Below are 17,912 nucleotides of genomic sequence, written 5' to 3'. Positions count from 1 at the left end.
CTGCTTTTAATTATTATGATAAAAATCCCAAAAATTGACTTTCCGCAATTAAAATCCAAATTACAGGTGAAATCTCCCTGGGATAAGATTATTATTATGGTATTAAGTCTTTTGATTACCATTCCGGTTTTTATCATATTGCACCAAAACCTGATTGATTTAAAATGGCCTTTAAATTTAGACCGCATCTTTATTTTTTTATTTGTTTTTGCTGCAATTTTCTTTCTTTTGATGTTGTTACGTACCATCATTATAATCTGTATTGCTCTATACATATTAGTGTTAGTTTACGGTAGTGTTATTGGAAATTATGGTTTCAACGAAATTTCCGAAGATTATAATTCAATGATTTACACGATGTCTGATAATCCTTTTCCGCAGGATATTATTGTGGCAAAACTATTGCCTTTTCCAAATAAATCAAAAATCATTAATGCCATAGAATATCAGAATCCAAAGGTTCGAAACTTCGCTATTATGGCAACTACAAAGCATTTTAAAGGTATAAAAGGATACTCAGATTACAGAACTATAATTCAGTGTTTTGCCGTTTTTAAGGAAATCAATGATCGATGGAATTACGTTAACGATCCAAAAGAAGGCGATTACATTGCCACAGCCAGTGAATCATTAGAATATTTTTCCGGAGATTGTGACGATCATTCTATTTTGATGGCTGCTGCGGTTCGTTCCATTGGCGGAACACCACGATTAATTCACACCAAAGGGCATATTTATCCCGAAATACTGATTGGGTCTTTAATCGATCTGGAGAAAGTCAATTATTTAATTAAGAATGTCCTTTTTGTAAAAGAAAGTAAAGGAAAAATAATTCATTATCATATCGACGAACGCGGTCAGGTCTGGATGAATCTGGATTACACTGCCAAATATCCTGGCGGTCCCTTTATGTACGAAGAAATTTTAGGGGCTTTAACCCTTAATTAAAAAATAAAAAGCCTGTCAGGAATTTAAATTTCTGACAGGCTTTTTTTAATCGATTTACTAAAAACTACTTCTGACGTTTCTTCAAAACTTCAATTACATCATTTAACTGATATCCTTTTGCCTGTAATAAAATCAGGTAATGAAAAAGCAAATCAGCGCTTTCGCTGAGGAATAAATCATCGTTATCGTCTTTGGCTTCAATAACTACTTCTACTGCTTCTTCTCCTACTTTTTGAGCAATTTTATTGATTCCTTTTTCGAATAGTGAAGCTACATAACTTTTCTCCGAATCAGCATTTTCTCTGCGGGTTTTGATTGTATTTTCTAACTGGGAAATAAAACCATAATTAGCCTCATTTGGTTCCTGCCAGCAAGTATCCGCACCAGTATGGCAAGTTGGTCCAACAGGTTTTGCCTGAATTAAAAGCGTGTCACCATCGCAGTCATTTTTTATACTTACCAGATTCAAAAAATTTCCGCTCTCCTCGCCTTTTGTCCAAAGCCTTTGTTTGGATCGGCTGAAAAAAGTCACTTTTTGGGTTTTGATTGTTTTTTGAATTGATTCTTCATTCATGTAACCCATCATTAGGACATTTTTCGTTTCTGAATCCTGAATAATCGCCGGAATCAATCCGTGGGAGCTTTTTATATCGATGTTCATTTTTATTTTAGATTTTTGAGTTTAGATTTTAGATTCTTGACCCTTATATTAATTTTTTCTAGTTTTTACCTGCTTGAGTTTCTTCAAATTTTTGCATTAATATATCTTTCAAATCATTAAAAGATATTTTGAGTCCATTAACTGAAATACTAGCAGGAGAGCCTGATTGCTTTAAATTCATTTTCATCATATTTCTTTTAATCACATTAGTTTCTTTACTTATATAATCTTCAGGATTTTTAAGATAAATCTTAATGAATTTTTGATTTACAACTGTAATCTCTTTAATTGCATCAATGTCTTCCCATAAAATTCTTCCAAGCGATACTGCTGATGAATTATCTACAATTCCAATAGCATCAATAACAACGACTGGTTTTTTATCAAATAACTTTTTTGTAGTGAAATAGATTCCAAACAATCCCATGAATAGACCTAAAATTGAAGCAACATTTTTTATTATAAAATTATTAACGATTACATTGCGAACAGTAGGTTGATATACTAATATCCAAAGGCTGACAATTAAAAATAAGATAGAAAAAAACAATAGTTTTATTAATTTACCCGTACTTCCAAAAATTTGTATACTTTCTTTATCTTTCATAAACAATTATTATCTGATTATCTAAAGTCTAACTTCAATACCATTATTCCTAAGTTCTTGTTTCAAAGCTTTTATCTCAATTTCTTTAAAGTGAAAAACACTCGCTGCCAAAGCCGCATCTGCTTTTCCTTCTTTAAAGGAATCTACGAAATGCTGAATATTTCCAGCACCTCCCGAAGCAATAATTGGAATATTGATTAACGTTGATAGTTTTGCCAAAGCCTCGTTTGCAAAACCATTTTTGGTCCCGTCATTATCCATCGAGGTGAATAAAATTTCACCGGCACCACGCTGAGCTACCTCAACAGCCCAGTCAAATAAATTCAATTCTGTTGGTACTTTTCCGCCCACCAAATGTACGATCCATTGTCCGTCTATTTGTTTAGCATCAATTGCTACTACAATGCACTGACTTCCAAATTTCTGTGCCAGATCATTAATCAATTGTGGATTTTTTACTGCCGATGAATTAATCGAAACTTTATCAGCTCCGTTATTCAAAAGGATTTCAACATCTTCAACAGATGAAATTCCCCCGCCAACTGTAAACGGGATGTTGATTTTCTCCGCAACACTTCGCACCATGTTTACCAACGTTTTACGTCTTTCTTCTGTAGCCGAAATATCCAGAAAAACCAATTCATCCGCACCTTCAGCTGAGTATATTTCAGCGAGCTCGACAGGATCACCCGCATCACGCAAGTCAACAAAGTTAACCCCTTTTACAGTTCTTCCGTTTTTTATATCTAAGCAGGGTATAATTCTTTTTGCTAACATTTATCTAATGTGTTAATTAGATAATTAGATAATTAGATAATTTTTACATTGTATTTAAATTATCTAATTATCTAATTATCTCATTTTCTAATTATAAAATCTTCGAGTTGCTTTAATGTAATTCTTCCCTCGTAAATTGCTTTCCCGATTATCGTTCCTTCGCAGCCTAATTCAGCCAATTTTGGTAACTCGTCGAAAGTTGAAATACCTCCCGAAGCGATAAGTTTTACAACTTTGGCTTCTGCTAAAATTTTGCCATACAAGTCAAAACTTGGTCCTTCCAGCATCCCGTCTTTTGCAATATCAGTGCAAATAACGTACTGGATTCCTTTGGTTTGATAATCCTGAATAAACGGAATCAAATCTTCATCAGAATCTTCCAACCAGCCTGAAACTGCAATTTTCTCGTCTTTGGCATCAGCACCTAAAATGATTTTATCGGAACCATATTCAGCAATCCATTTTTCGAAAATAGCTCTGTTTTTTACTGCAATACTTCCTCCGGTAATTTGGCTTGCACCGCTTTCAAAAGCAATTCTCAAATCATCATCCGATTTTAAACCGCCTCCAAAATCAATTTTCAAACCGGTTTGCGTTGCAATTTGTTCTAAAATTTTATAATTGACAATTTTACTCGATTTAGCACCATCAAGATCTACTAAATGCAGGTATTCAATTCCGTGAGCTTCGAATGATTTCGCTACTTCAAGCGGATTTTCATTATAAATTATTTTGGTATCATAATCCCCTTTGGACAAACGAACGCATTTTCCGTCAATGATATCTATGGCTGGTATTATTCTCATTTATTTTTAAGTCTTAAAGTTTGAAAGTGTTGATTTTTGATTGTCGATTAACGATTTTTGATTTCAGATTTTCTAAATTGATATTGTAATTGATTTTTGAAATTGCTATTGAAATTTAAACCTTTACATTTTCAGGAAGTTTCCCAAAATTTTCTCCCCAACATCACCGCTTTTTTCAGGGTGAAATTGTGTTCCGTAAAAATTATTTTTTTGCAATGCCGATGCATATTCTACATCATAATTTGTTGTAGCGATGGCTTCAGCGCAATTTGGAGCGTAAAAACTATGAACCAGATACATAAATTCATTCTCTGAAATTCCATTGAACAAATCCGATTTTAAATCATAAATCTGGTTCCAGCCCATTTGGGGTACTTTTACTTTGTTTGAAAATTTGATTACATCGACATCGAAAATCCCTAAACCTTCAGTATTTCCTTCTTCTGTTGAATTACACATCAACTGCATTCCTAGACAAATTCCGAAAACAGGCTGTTTCAAGTTCGGAATTAAGGTATCTAAACCGCTTTCTTTCAGTTTTTTCATGGCGTAGCTTGCTTCTCCCACACCCGGAAAAATCACTTTATCTGCCGTCTGAATTTCTTCCGGATTATTGCTCAGAACGGCTTTAAAACCCAGTCTTTCAATAGCAAACATAATGCTCTGAATATTTCCTGCTCCGTAATTTATAATTACTATTTTCATTCTCTTTTGTTTCAGGTTTCAGGTTTCAAGTTTCTCAGCAGCACTTAAAATCTGAAACAATTTTTATTTTTTTACAAATCAGTATAATGAGCGATCATTTTATTTACCAATCCGTTTTCATCAAAAAACATAACTTCGATTGCCATTTTATTCATAACCGACTTATAGTAAAGCGCCACAGAATCAATCCCTGATGTAACTTCTATCAGTTCAAAATGCAAATCCGGAATTTTAGTCAAAGCTTTCTGCCAATATGCCCTTACCTGCTGTTTTCCCTGCAGCGAACCGCTCTCAATTCCGGCAGCCAATTTTAACATTGGTGTTGTAATTTCAATTTCTTCTGAATAATGCTTCATGATATCATCTAAATCATGAGAATTCCAGGAATCAATCCATTCTTTGGCAAACTTTTTCGCTTCCATTTCATTTTTTGTTTCAGGTTTCAGGTTTAAAATTACACGTTACTCAACAGAACTTGAAACTTTAAACCTGAAACAACCTCTTTTTACAACATTCCCTTTGTACTTGGCAGAATCATTTTTTCGGTATCTCTTTTAACGGCCACTTTTATGGCTTTAGCGAAAGCTTTAAAAATTGCTTCAATCTTGTGGTGCTCGTTATCACCTTCAGCTTTGATGTTGATATTTGCTTTTGCACCGTCAGAGAATGATTTAAAAAAGTGAAAGAACATTTCTGTTGGCATTTTGCCTACCATTTCACGTTTGAATTCGGTTTCCCAAATCAGCCAGTTTCTTCCTCCAAAATCAATGGCAACCTGAGCTAAACAATCGTCCATTGGCAAGCAGAAACCGTAACGTTCAATACCTAATTTATTTCCTAATGCTTTTGCAAAAACTTCTCCAAGCGCAATTGCTGTATCTTCAATCGTATGGTGTTCATCAACTTCTAAATCGCCTTTTACCAAAATTTCCAAATCCATTTGACCGTGACGTGAAATTTGATCCAGCATATGGTCGAAAAAAGCAATTCCGGTATCTATTTTACTTTTTCCGGTTCCGTCCAGATTCAAATCTATAAAAATGTCAGTTTCATGTGTTTTACGTGTAATCGAAGCAGAACGTGCCTCTAATTTCAAAAACTCATAAATTGTTTTCCAGTCCGTTGTCTGCAGAATAATCGTTTCATCTAATTCTTCACGTTTTGATGAAATTTCGGCACTTCCAGCTCCGTCAGTCAAATTCATAAAAATAGCTTTTGCACCCAGGTTTTTAGCCAGCTCAACATCAGTCAGACGATCTCCCAGTACAAAAGAGTTTCCTAAATCGTAATTCGGATTGTCAATGTATTTTGTCAGCATTCCTGTTCTTGGCTTGCGTGTTGGCGCATTATCTTCCGGAAACGATCTGTCTACAAAAATATCATCAAACAAAACGCCTTCGTTTTCAAAAGCTCTCAGAATAAAATTCTGTGTTGGCCAAAATGTATCTTCCGGAAAACTATCCGTTCCTAATCCGTCCTGATTGGTTACCATTGCCAGTTCGTAATCCAGTTCATTGGCAATTTTAGCAAGATACTGAAACGCTTTCGGATAAAACTCCAGTTTATCTAAACTGTCTAATTGATATCCTTCCGGTTCTAAAACAATCGTTCCGTCACGATCGATAAAAAGTACTTTTTTCATATTTTAATTCTATTTTGGGCGTGTCCCTCCGGGTCGGGCTTTCGGCTATATCTTTTGTTTCGTTTCTCTTCACAAAAGGATACCGCCTATATCCCTCACGCAAAACGGTTTTCGAGATATTTATAATTTCTAATTTCATCACTAATGAATTTGTGACAAAACTTTTTTACAGTGCCTTCAATTCCCTAATCAAAACAGCATTTTCTTCAGGAATACCAATCGTAAAACGAAGGCAGTTTTCGCATAAAGGCTGCGTTGTTCTGTTTCTGATAACAATTCCCTTTTCAATCAACTGATTGTATCTTTTATTGGCATCGTCAACTTTTACCAACACAAAATTAGCTTCTGTTGGATATACTTTTTCAACAAAAGCAACCTCTGCCAAAACTTTAAGCAATACTGACCTTTGTTCGATGATAGCAGCAATTTCCTGCTTTATTTTTTCACCATCCTTCAAACGCTCAATAGCTCTTTGCTGCGTTAGTTCATTTACATTATAAGGAGGTTTAATTTTATTTAAAACTGAAATTACAGCTTCGGAGGCATAACAAATTCCTAAACGAATTCCGGCTAAGCCATAGGCTTTTGAAAGTGTCTGTGTGATGACCAAATTTGGGTATTCCTCAATTTCAATCAGCCAGCTTTCTTTATCCGAAAAATCAATGTAAGCCTCATCAATTACCACCAAGCCCTTAAAGTTTTGAAGCAGTTTCACCACACTTTCATCCGAAAATGAATTTCCGGTTGGATTGTTTGGCGAGCATAAGAAGATAATTTTAGTATTATCGTCAACCGCTTCTAAAATTTTCTCAACCTGTGGCTGAAAATCTGTCGAAAGCAAAACTTCTCTGTTTTCTACGGCATTAATATTCGCCAGAACGCTGTACATTCCGTACGTTGGCGGCAATGAAATAATATTGTCTGTTTTTGGTTCGCAAAAAGCCCTGAAAAGCAAGTCCAAAACCTCATCGCTTCCGTTTCCTAATAAAATCTGACTTTGTTTTACCTTATTATTTTTAGCTAAAATTGCCTTAACCGAATTCTGCTGTGGATCCGGATAGCGGTTCACACCATTTTGAAACGGGTTTTCATTCGCATCCAGAAAAATCATTTCGGCTGTATCAAAATCTTCAAATTCATCACGTGCGGACGAATACGGTTTCAAAGATTTTACGTTTTCACGTGTTATTGTATTTATATCGAAGGTACTCATTGGTTTATTTTTTTAATTAGAAGAAAGAATCAAGAGGAAAGACTTTTGCCTAAAATACTCTGCTATTTACTATTCTTGCTTCTTTACTTATCTAGTTCATTCAATCGAAGTGTCACTGCATTTTTATGCGCCTGTAATCCTTCTGCTTCAGCCATAAGTTCAATTGCTGGCCCAATATTCTGAATTCCTTTTTCTGAAATTTTCTGAAAAGTCATGGATTTCATAAAACTATCCAGATTTACTCCGCTGTAATTTTTCGCATAACCATTTGTCGGCAAAGTGTGATTTGTTCCAGAAGCATAATCTCCGGCGCTTTCGGGAGTATAATTTCCAATAAAAACAGAACCTGCATTTACTATTCCGTTGCAATAGAAATCATCATATTCTGAGCAGATGATAAAGTGTTCCGGACCGTATTCATTGATTAAGTCTAAAGCAATTTTATCATTTTCAACAAAAATTAATTTAGAATTGGCAATGGCTTTTTGGGCAATCTCTTTTCTTGGAAGTGCTTCAAGTTGAATTTCTATTTCTTTTTCAACAGCATCAATCAGTTTTTTCGAAGTCGAAACCAAAATTACCTGACTGTCAGCTCCATGTTCTGCCTGTGACAGTAAATCTGACGCAACAAAAGCAGGAACGGCTGTATCATCAGCTACCACCAATAATTCTGATGGCCCTGCAGGCATGTCAATCGCCACACCAAATTGTGTTGCCAATTGTTTAGCCACCGTTACAAACTGATTTCCGGGACCGAAAATTTTATACACTTTAGGGATTGACTGTGTTCCAAACGTCATTCCGGCAATGGCCTGGATTCCGCCTACTTTTAATATTTTGGTTACCCCGCATAAATTGGCGGCATATAAAATTGCAGGATTTATTTTTCCATTTTTATCCGGAGGCGAGCATAAAACAATTTCTTTACTTCCGGCAATTTCAGCAGGAACAGCCAGCATTAAAACCGTTGAAAACAAAGGAGCTGTTCCGCCTGGGATATACAAACCAATTTTTTGGATTGGCCTTTTTTCCTGCCAGCAGTTAACACCTTCAATCGTTTCAATTGAGATTCTTTCTGTTTTTTGTGCTGAGTGGAATTTATAAATATTGTTTTTAGCCAGCTGAATCGCTTCTTTCAATTCGGATGAAACTAAATTAATTGCTTCCTGAATTTCTTCTGAAGTAACTTCATAACTGTCTAAAGCAATTCCGTCGAAAATAGAAGTATATTTTGCAACAGCTTCATCTCCTTTTTTCTGTACTTCCTTAAATATTTCTTTAACCGTAACTTCGATATCATCGATGGTTTTCGTAGGTCTTTTTAATATTTCTGACCAGGTATCCGGTTTTGGGCTATTTATTTTATTCATTTTTTTTATGCTTTAAGCTTTAAGCTATACGCAATAAGCTTTATTAACTTTATGTTTTTTTGGCTTAAAGCATATTGCCTAAAGCCTAAAGCGGACGAAGTCCTAAAGAACCATTTTCTCAATTGGGCAAACCAAAATTCCTTCGGCTCCGGCTTCTTTCAACTGATCGATTACGTCCCAAAAAGTATCTTTATCGATTACGGAGTGTACGCTGCTCCATCCTTCCTGAGCCAATGGCAAAACAGTAAGACTACGTAAAACCGGTAAAATTCTGCCAATTTCATCAATCTTGTCGTTTGGTACGTTCATCAAAATGTATTTTGAATTTCGGGCTCTCAAAACTGACTGAATTCTGAATTTTAAGGTATCAATGTGCTTTTGAATTTCAGGAGAAACTTTTGGTGAAACCGCTAAAACTGCTTCACTTTTCAAAATTACCTCAACTTCTTTCAAATTATTTTTAAACAAAGTACTTCCACTGGAAACAATATCAACAATGGCATCAGCAAGACCAATATTAGGCGCAATTTCTACCGATCCTGAAATCTGGTGAATATCAACCGTTAATCCGAATGAACCAAAATATTCATTAACTGTATTTGGATAAGAAGTTGCAACTCTCAAACCTGCCAGATCCTGAACCGAATTATATTCAAAAGTTTTAGGAACTGCTACAGAAACTTTGCATTTTGAGAATCCTAATTTCTGAACTACTTCAATACCTTTTCCTTTTTCTACCAAAAGATTGTCACCAACAATTGCCAAATCTACCACTCCATCAACTAAATATTGAGGAATATCAGAATTTCTTAAATATAAAACTTCAAGAGGAAAGTTGGAAGCTTCAGCTTTTAACTGGTCGATTCCGTTGTTGATTGAAATACCACAGTCTTTTAAGATCTGAATGCTGTCTTCGTTTAAACGACCTGATTTTTGAATTGCAATTTTTAAAGTACTCATTTTTCTTTTTTTGTTTAATTAATAGTTTTGAGTACAAAGAATAGGTAATAAAAAACCCGTTTGATGTACTCAAACGGGTTTTAAAATATGATGATTTACATCCATACATTAACACATCGCCTGAGAGCAATTATGAAAATGATGATGATGTAATTTATTTATAAACATTGTTGGTTGTTTTTATTCTTTGATTCGGTTGCAAATATACAGGTTAATTTCATAAAAAAGCAATTTTTATTTTAACTTAACTGTAGTTTATTGTTAAAAAAAAGCTTTAGTCCTTATTTTTAATAGATTTTATAAGTACAATACTATTTCATTTCTTCGTTAAATTCTAAAAGCACTACAGTTCCGGTATTAATTTTACTTTCCATTTGAAATGTAATATGAAGCAATTCCGTAAAGCGTTTCACAATAGATAATCCTAATCCCGTTCCTTTAATTTCAGGGTGTAGAGATGAATTTGATCTAAAAAAAGGATTAAAAACGGTCTCTAAATCTTCCTTAGCAATTCCTATTCCGTTATCTGAAATTTTACAAATTATTTTCCCGGTACGTTTAGAAAGAGAAACAGATACCTCACCGCCCTCGTTTGTATATTTGACAGCATTCGAAATAATATTTCTAAGAATGGTTACTACCAGATAATTGTCTGAATTGATATAAAAATCTTCATCAGCATTAAATTTCATATTGATTTTCTTGTTGTTTATTTTCTCTGAATTTAAGGTTATAACATCCAAAATCAATGCATTCAAATAAACAGATTCCCGTAAAATATTTTGTTTTTGATTCTCGAAACGGGCAAGCATGAGAAGCTCATCAACTAATATATTTAAATGATCTACTTCATTAATACAGTAATTTATTTTTTCTTCATATTCCTTGTGGTCCCGTGGTTTTCTAATTAGTACTTCGAGAGTTCCTTTTATGACTGTTAACGGTGTTCTTAGTTCATGAGAGGCATCCGAAGTAAACTGTTTTTCACGTTCAATCGCATCTTCAATTCGATTTAATAAGCTATTTATGGTTTCTGAAAGTGTGTGCAATTCGTCATGTTTTTTAGGCAACGGAATCCTTGATTTTAAATTATCTTTTGTAATCATTCCTGATATACTGGTAATTGCATTTATAGGTTTTATGCTTCTGCCTGCAAAAAAACGTGCAATAAAAAACAGTACTAATAAAATTATAGGAAAAGCCATTATCATAATATCGAATAATCTATCCAAGACTAATATTGAATCATTTAACGACATTGCTATTATTAAGTACCCTATTTTCTTAGATCGAACAATCAGGGGTGCCTGAACCTGGCGAATTGTATTGGCTCCAATTTTTGTATCAAATATTTTAAAATTTTCGACATTTTCATGAAATACAAGTCTTTTATTCTTAAGATTTGGTGATTTTTCAGAGATCTTTTTGTCTAAGTCTAAAAATTCAACAAAAACCGGATTAATATCTACCGTATTATGTTCACGTTCCTCCCATTCTTCTTCATCAACCAGGATTACAGCATTATTTACAACTTTGATTTCGTTAAAATGATTCTGAAGCTCAACCTTAATACCAGTATCAATATGACTGTAAACAGCATGTTTCACTATATAATACAGCGTAAAAAAAACAACCAAGATCAACAAACCGGTTGTAATAATGTAATTTAAGGCAATTCTGTTTTTAAAAGAAAGCTGTATCATTCTTTAATCATTTGCTATATATCCAACACCGCGGATTGTTTTGATGTAATCTTCCTCAATTTTTAATTTCAGTTTTTTTCGGATGGCGTTCATAAAAACATCAATAACACCGGTATCATATTCAAAATTTATATCCCAGACATCTTTTAAAATCTGGTTTCGGGTACATACTTTTCCTTTATTTTTAATCAAATAAACCAACAATTCAAATTCTCTTTGTGTAAGTGAAATTTCATGATCGTTTTTTAAAACCGTATACTTCGATAAATCAATTTTAATAGTTCCTAAAGTCAATATTTCTGAATCTTTTTGAACTCTGAAATGAACTTTTATACGTTCTACTAATTCTTCAAAACTAAACGGTTTTTTGATATAATCATTAGCTCCTGCTTTTAGACCTTCTATAGTTTCCTGAACTGTATCTTTTGCTGTCAAAAAAATAATTGGGGTATTACGATTTTTAATTCTGATGGATTTACATAAATCTAAACCACTAATTTTAGGCAGCATCCAGTCTAACAAAATCAAATCAAACTGCTGGTTTTGAATCAATTCAAAACCTATTAAACCATCACTGGCGGTAGTTATCTCATATCCTTCTTCCTCCAGACCCTGTTTCAAAAACTGAACAATACCCAGCTCATCTTCAACTATTAAAATATGCATTTCATTTTTTTTTATTAAGATTTTATTTATATATCTATAATTGATTTTTATCAAAGATAAAAAAAATTATATGGTATAAATGTTCAAAAACATCACAATAAAAAAATGCAGTCATCTTAAGTAAACTTTAAGACTGCACTAAGGAAGGAAATAGTTTTTCTTAATCTGGAATTAATCAATCGAAATTAATTTTACAAAAAAAATACATGATATTTTACAAGAAACTTTCCCCATTTTACAATCTTGCTTTATTCTATTTTATTGTCAGTTTCATACTGCGGATTGTTTTGCTTTTACATCCCATAACACAGAGCTCATTCAGTTTTACTGAAAGCCTTAAAATCTTTGGTTTAGGATTATTATCTGATTTTTTTGTCTTTGTAATTGCCAGTGTTTTTTTATGGCTTTATTTAATATTTATCTCAAATTCCAAATATAATAAACCGTCCGGATATATTATTCTGGGTGCTTTTATCATTTTATTTTTATATGTTGCTTCAGGTAAAAGTATTTTAGACGAGTACGGAGGTGGATTACCCAGGATTGCACTTATTTTCATCGGAATCAAAACTGCTTTATTTGTCGTACTATTATTTGTTCCAAAATTGAGAAACAAAATCAGGTTTTGGCTGTTTGCCTTTGTTATCTTCCTTTATGTTTTATTGATTCTCCAAAACGGAATAAGTGAATATTTCTTCTGGAATGAATTTGGTGTAAAATACAACTTCATCGCTGTAAATTATCTGATTTACACCAATGAAGTTATCGGAAACATTATGCAGTCTTATCCTGTTGTTCCAATATTTTCGGGGGTGTTTTTGATAACCGGTATTGTTACTTATTTTATTCTGAAAAAGTCAAGAATTTATATTGATGAGATTCCGTCCTTCAGCCAGAAAATAAAAATTTCGGTACTTTATATCGTTTTGTTCTTAGTTTCCTTATTTGTAATTCCAACTCTGGCTAAAACAGAAAATTCCAGAAATGTTTTCGTTAATGAATTACAGTCTAACGGGTTATACAAATTTTACTTAGCATTTAAAAACAGTGATCTGGATTATTTCAAGTTTTACAAAACGATGCCAAATACAAAAGCTTTTGCAATTTTAAAACAGCAGTTTCCAGCTATTTCAGGAGAAACTACTATCCGAAAAATAGAAAGTGATTCTGCAGAAAATCATAAAAATGTAGTTCTCATTACTATTGAAAGTTACAGCGCCGAATTCATGAAAATGTATGGCAACGAAAAGAACATAACTCCCTTTTTGGATAGTTTAGCACAAAAAAGCCTGCAGTTTACCAATTTATATGCTGCAGGAAACCGAACTGTACGCGGACTTGAGGCCGTAACTTTATGCCTTCCTCCAACTGCTGGTGAGAGCGTGGTAAAAAGAGAAGACAATAAGAATAAATTCTCAACCGGTGCTATTTTTAAACAAAAAGGATATAATGTAAAATTCATGTATGGCGGCGATGCTTTTTTTGATAATATGCAGGATTTTTATTCAGGAAATGGATATGAAATTGTTGACAAATCAAGCTTTACATCCGGGGAAATCACATTTTCTAATGTTTGGGGTGTATGTGATGAAGATATGTACAATAAAGCTATAAAGGTTATGAATGCTGAAGCTAAAGAAAATAAACCTTTTTTTAACCATATCATGACAGTGAGCAATCACAGGCCTTTTACTTATCCTAATAATAAGATTGATATTCCCGGCGATATAAAATCACGTGACGGAGGGGTAAAATATACTGATTATTCGCTAAGAAAATTCTTTGAAATGGCCAGCAAACAATACTGGTTTACCAATACTGTTTTTGTAATTGTTGCAGATCATTGTGCATCAAGCGCAGGGAAAACGGAATTACCAATGGATAAATACAGAATTCCGGCTTTTATTTACACTCCGGGAATCAAACCTGAAAAATGTACAAAGCTAATGTCGCAAATTGATCTTATGCCAACGCTTTTCGGATTATTGCATTTCGATTATCAAAGCAAGTTTTTTGGTCAGGATGTTTTAAAATCAGATTATAAACCAAGGGCATTTATTGCTACCTATCAGGATTTAGGATTCATAAAAGACAATGTTTTAACTATTTTATCGCCTAAACAACGAGTAAGACAATTTGAATTGCATTTGAATCAGAAAAAAGGTATTGCTCCGGAATATCAAATTTATTATGATGAAAAGCCATTAAAAACAGAAAGAACTGATTTGGTAAATGAAACAATTTCATTTTATCAAACAGCTTCCGATATGCTGAAACAAAAAAAATATCAGAAATAAAACTTCTATTTAATGAATTATAATCCGTAAAAATAATAATCGCTTTTATTTTTCATAACTAATAAAAAAGATGTTTTATAAAACTATTTTCCTTGTATTTTTATTGAGTGTTCCAGATGCAAATGCACAGCAAACAGACAGCATTGCAAAAATTGACACTACCGCTAACCATCATTTAAAATTTAATTATAAACAATTAATCATTCCGGGTGCGTTAATTGGTTATGGTGTAATTGGTCTTGAAAGCGACCAATTGCTGAGTTTCAATTCGCAAATTAAAAAAGAGGTGACCGAAGATATTGATCAAAAAGTCACCATTGATGACTTCTCTCGATATACTCCTGCAGCTTCTGTTTATGCGCTAAATGCTTTTGGTGTAAAAGGTAAAAATAATTTCAGAGATCGCTCAGTTATATTTGTTACATCATATGTGATAATGGCGACAACGGTCTTGAGTTTAAAATCAATTGTAAAAGAAGAGCGCCCCGACGGAAGTTCTAATAACTCTTTCCCATCAGGGCATACCGCAACCGCTTTTGCCGGGGCCGAATTTTTATGGCAGGAATACAAAGATAAATCGATTTGGTATGGAATTGCAGGTTATGCAGTAGCAACAGGAACAGGCCTTTTCAGGATTTATAACAATCGCCACTGGTTAACCGATGTAGCTGCCGGAGCCGGAATTGGTATTTTGAGTACCAAACTGGCTTATTGGATGAATCCATATATAACAAAAAAGATATTTAAATCTTCTTCTGAAACTAACTCAACATCTATGATTATGCCTTTCTATAACGGTCATCAATATGGGTTGTCTTTTGTAAAGGTATTTTAGGTTTAAACTGAAACAATTCATATTTATAAGATATCAGCTGAGTCCATTCCGGCTTCACTCAGAATAAACTTAGTCTAAACCTGTTCCAATTGACAAACCTTCGACTCCGCTCAGGATGACACTTGATTTAAAGAGATATTTAGTAATGACATTTGTCAGGCTGAACGGAGTCGAAGCCCTTTCAAAGTAAAAAACCTTCAACTAAATCCTAAGCGAAGCCAAATGACTCGCCTAACACCTATGTTGAATTATACCCGTAAATCAATACTCAGGGGTAAACTGATTTTCTAATAATTTTTCCCTGAATGCCGATTTAAAAGTATAAGCAAAAGTAACCATCAAAGCACGTGTATCTGATTTTGAAGTTCTGTTGTTTGTAAAATTGTAAGTGTTGTTTATATAACCGCTTTTTAACGTATTAAAAATATCAGTGACAACTAAGCCTAAACGTGCATTTCCGGAACCCAGTTTTTGCTGAAAACCCATATCAACATTATAAAGAGCAATTCTTTCTCCTTGTGGAGTTGCCAGTGCTGAATTATAATTTCCAATTATTTGAATTTTCCCTCCTGACCACGGTACAAAATTATTTATGATTTTTCCATACCAGTTAAAGGCCTTGCTTGCCAGATCCTCTGCTACATTTGATCCGTCAATATTTTGTTGAAAAGCTGTTAAACTAATATTTGCATCATAAAAGCCATCTGTCTTAAGACTAAAAATAGATTCTAATCCATAAGTAATTGTTTTTCCAAAATTCTTTGGTGATAACAACACAGAGCCATCATCCTGAAGTTCTGAATACTGTTTGATTGTATTTGTTGCATTTCTATAAAAAGCATTCATAGAAAAAGAATATTTAGACCATTCTTTATTATAATTTGCCTCTGCGATATTGATTATTTCAGGTTTAAGAAAGGGATTTCCAGTATGAGGATTCAGCGCATCAGTAATATCTACGAATGGATTAAGCTGACCTAATTGAGGGCGATTAATACGCTTGCTATAGGCGAATTTAATAAATTCATCCGTTTTCAAATTATACTGTAAGGATGCTGATGGAAACAATTTTAGATAATTATTTGAAAAACTATTACTATTCTTTTGTATTTTACCATCATTTGAAGCCTGTTCTGCGCGAATGCCTAAGTTATATTTCCATTGTGAAACTTCAGCATTGCCAATAACAGAATTAAACATTCCATAAACAGCATTTATTTGTTCATGAAATTTAAAAATATTGCTCGATGCCGGATTAACAATATATTCGCCATTGCTATTATCTGCACTTTCAAAATCAGAATTAAAAAACCGGAAAGTTCCTTTGTATCCCGTTTCAATAATTGATTTTTCAAAAACCGGGAAAGAATAATCGAAAATAACATTTGACACATTTCCGTTTTCATAATTGTGTGTTCTTTGTAAAAAAACATCACCTGTCTGATCCTTACTTTCATTATAATTATAAGTATCAATAGCTGTATTTTCGTGATCTCTGTTAAGGGATGAAGTGATACTGGCAGTAAGACTTTTTCTTTCATCTGAAAATTTTCGATCATAATTAAGTGCAAATTCTGCCACTTTTGATCGTTCGAGTTCCAGAGAATGTCTGGTATTATTTGAAAAAAAGTTGTTATTTTCTCTTTTCATCAAAGTCTTTAACGTCTCATCATTATTCTGACCTTCCATATTCCCTATAGCCTCAAAAGAAAAATTATTTTTTTCGTTGGGTGAGAAATCAATATTGAATTTTAGGTTCTGTAACTGTTCCGTTCGCTTATCATTCCTGTTTTGTTCAATATTATGTTCATCTTCAATAAAATAATTGGTCCTGCTTCCTTTTATTTCTTTAGTTCTACCTGCAAAACGATTATCATAGCTCAAACCAAAATTCCATTTATCAGTTTTATGATTCAAAATTGCCGAACTATTAAATCTGCCTTTAGCTCCAAAACCACCCCCCAGAGCTACAGCACCGTTAATACCGCTTTGATTGTTTTTTTTAAGCTTAATATTAATGACACCGCTTTCAGCATTGGCATCATATTTTGCAGTAGGGTTATTAATTACTTCAATGCTTTCAATACTTGTTGCCGCAATTTGATCCATATTTGTAATAGTCGAATTTTTCCCATTAATCAGGATCAGAGGCATTTTTCCTCTCATAGAAATTGCTCCATCTGCATCTACAACTATAGTTGGAATGCTTTTCAGCATATCAATTGCTGTTCCGCCAGTTTGAGAAATATTAGAGGCTGCGTTAAAAACAAACCCCACGGCTGTTTTTTGAATAAGTTTTTTTTGAGATGTAACCACAACACTATTCAATAAATTTGTGTCACTATGTAAAACAATAGTACCTAATGATATAAAATTATTGGATTCAGAAATCATTACTTTTTGACAAACTGTTTTATAGCCAATTAAGTTAAACTGCAATCCATAATTCCCGGCAGCAATTGATTCCATCATAAAATTTCCTAAGCTATCAGTTACTTTATGATTTATAACTTTTGTTGAATCATTTAAATTTTTCAAAATGACATCAACATAACCTAAGGGTGTTTTTTCATCTGAAATTGTTCCTTTTATCATTCCGGTTTTTTGGCAAAAAGATATTTGGCTAATAGTTAATAATAGAAAGGCTAAAGCTGTTTTCTGTATAGTAATTTTCATGACACAAATATATTTATATCAATAAATAGGCTTATGGAAGCTCCCT

16 protein-coding genes are annotated in these 17,912 nt (G+C 33.4%); 3 read left to right on the top strand and 13 right to left on the bottom strand.

The window, feature by feature from the left end; all coding sequences use genetic code 11:
* Positions 1-15 precede the first annotated feature (15 nt).
* Positions 16-948 (top strand): hypothetical protein, encoded by a 933-nt coding sequence (locus tag BXU10_RS23055; protein WP_031455349.1) that lies wholly within the window; start codon positions 16-18, stop codon positions 946-948.
* A 64-nt stretch (positions 949-1,012) separates the two neighbouring features.
* Here the strand turns inward: BXU10_RS23055 and hisIE are convergent, their stop codons facing one another.
* The 12 genes from hisIE to BXU10_RS22995 form a co-directional block, all read right to left on the bottom strand.
* Complete coding sequence (gene hisIE / locus BXU10_RS23050; protein WP_304529080.1) at positions 1,013-1,615, bottom strand: bifunctional phosphoribosyl-AMP cyclohydrolase/phosphoribosyl-ATP diphosphatase HisIE; 603 nt, start codon at positions 1,613-1,615, stop codon at positions 1,013-1,015.
* Between the two features lie 52 nt (positions 1,616-1,667).
* On the bottom strand, positions 1,668-2,216 hold the full coding sequence (locus BXU10_RS23045; protein ID WP_078229794.1) for an STM3941 family protein: 549 nt from the start codon (positions 2,214-2,216) through the stop codon (positions 1,668-1,670).
* Positions 2,217-2,237: 21 nt separating this feature from the next.
* Positions 2,238-2,993 (bottom strand): imidazole glycerol phosphate synthase subunit HisF, encoded by a 756-nt coding sequence (gene hisF, locus BXU10_RS23040; protein WP_078229793.1) that lies wholly within the window; start codon positions 2,991-2,993, stop codon positions 2,238-2,240.
* An 80-nt stretch (positions 2,994-3,073) separates the two neighbouring features.
* A complete protein-coding gene (hisA, locus tag BXU10_RS23035; protein WP_078229792.1) occupies positions 3,074-3,799 on the bottom strand; it encodes a 1-(5-phosphoribosyl)-5-[(5-phosphoribosylamino)methylideneamino]imidazole-4-carboxamide isomerase in 726 nt (241 codons plus the stop codon).
* 123 nt (positions 3,800-3,922) lie between these two features.
* Positions 3,923-4,504 (bottom strand): imidazole glycerol phosphate synthase subunit HisH, encoded by a 582-nt coding sequence (gene hisH / locus BXU10_RS23030; protein ID WP_078229791.1) that lies wholly within the window; start codon positions 4,502-4,504, stop codon positions 3,923-3,925.
* Positions 4,505-4,575: 71 nt separating this feature from the next.
* Complete coding sequence (locus tag BXU10_RS23025) at positions 4,576-4,926, bottom strand: nuclear transport factor 2 family protein (RefSeq protein ID WP_078229790.1); 351 nt, start codon at positions 4,924-4,926, stop codon at positions 4,576-4,578.
* Positions 4,927-5,009: 83 nt separating this feature from the next.
* Positions 5,010-6,146: a bifunctional histidinol-phosphatase/imidazoleglycerol-phosphate dehydratase HisB gene (hisB, locus tag BXU10_RS23020; RefSeq protein ID WP_078229789.1), complete on the bottom strand. Its 1,137-nt coding sequence runs from the start codon at positions 6,144-6,146 to the stop codon at positions 5,010-5,012.
* 166 nt (positions 6,147-6,312) lie between these two features.
* Positions 6,313-7,359: a histidinol-phosphate transaminase gene (hisC, locus tag BXU10_RS23015; protein WP_078229788.1), complete on the bottom strand. Its 1,047-nt coding sequence runs from the start codon at positions 7,357-7,359 to the stop codon at positions 6,313-6,315.
* An 83-nt stretch (positions 7,360-7,442) separates the two neighbouring features.
* On the bottom strand, positions 7,443-8,729 hold the full coding sequence (hisD, locus tag BXU10_RS23010) for a histidinol dehydrogenase (RefSeq protein ID WP_078229787.1): 1,287 nt from the start codon (positions 8,727-8,729) through the stop codon (positions 7,443-7,445).
* Positions 8,730-8,831: 102 nt separating this feature from the next.
* Positions 8,832-9,689 carry an ATP phosphoribosyltransferase gene (gene hisG / locus BXU10_RS23005; protein ID WP_078229786.1) on the bottom strand — a complete coding sequence of 286 codons (858 nt, stop codon included), beginning with the start codon at positions 9,687-9,689 and terminating at the stop codon, positions 8,832-8,834.
* 311 nt (positions 9,690-10,000) lie between these two features.
* Complete coding sequence (locus BXU10_RS23000; RefSeq protein ID WP_078229785.1) at positions 10,001-11,392, bottom strand: HAMP domain-containing sensor histidine kinase; 1,392 nt, start codon at positions 11,390-11,392, stop codon at positions 10,001-10,003.
* 3 nt (positions 11,393-11,395) lie between these two features.
* A complete protein-coding gene (locus BXU10_RS22995) occupies positions 11,396-12,058 on the bottom strand; it encodes a response regulator transcription factor (RefSeq protein WP_078229912.1) in 663 nt (220 codons plus the stop codon).
* Between the two features lie 206 nt (positions 12,059-12,264).
* On the opposite strand from BXU10_RS22995, the gene BXU10_RS22990 reads away from it, so the two are divergent.
* Complete coding sequence (locus BXU10_RS22990; RefSeq protein WP_078229784.1) at positions 12,265-14,355, top strand: LTA synthase family protein; 2,091 nt, start codon at positions 12,265-12,267, stop codon at positions 14,353-14,355.
* Between the two features lie 70 nt (positions 14,356-14,425).
* Complete coding sequence (locus BXU10_RS22985) at positions 14,426-15,190, top strand: phosphatase PAP2 family protein (RefSeq protein ID WP_078229783.1); 765 nt, start codon at positions 14,426-14,428, stop codon at positions 15,188-15,190.
* A gap of 261 nt (positions 15,191-15,451) precedes the next feature.
* Here BXU10_RS22985 and BXU10_RS22980 read toward each other — a convergent pair whose 3' ends face one another.
* On the bottom strand, positions 15,452-17,866 hold the full coding sequence (locus BXU10_RS22980; protein ID WP_078229782.1) for a TonB-dependent receptor domain-containing protein: 2,415 nt from the start codon (positions 17,864-17,866) through the stop codon (positions 15,452-15,454).
* Positions 17,867-17,912: the final 46 nt, after the last annotated feature.

It is taken from the genome of Flavobacterium sp. LM4 (assembly GCF_002017935.1).
GTDB classification, from domain to species: domain Bacteria; phylum Bacteroidota; class Bacteroidia; order Flavobacteriales; family Flavobacteriaceae; genus Flavobacterium; species Flavobacterium chungangense.
The sequence above is the reverse complement of the archived record's forward strand: the minus strand, read 5'-3'. Positions and strand labels throughout refer to the sequence as shown.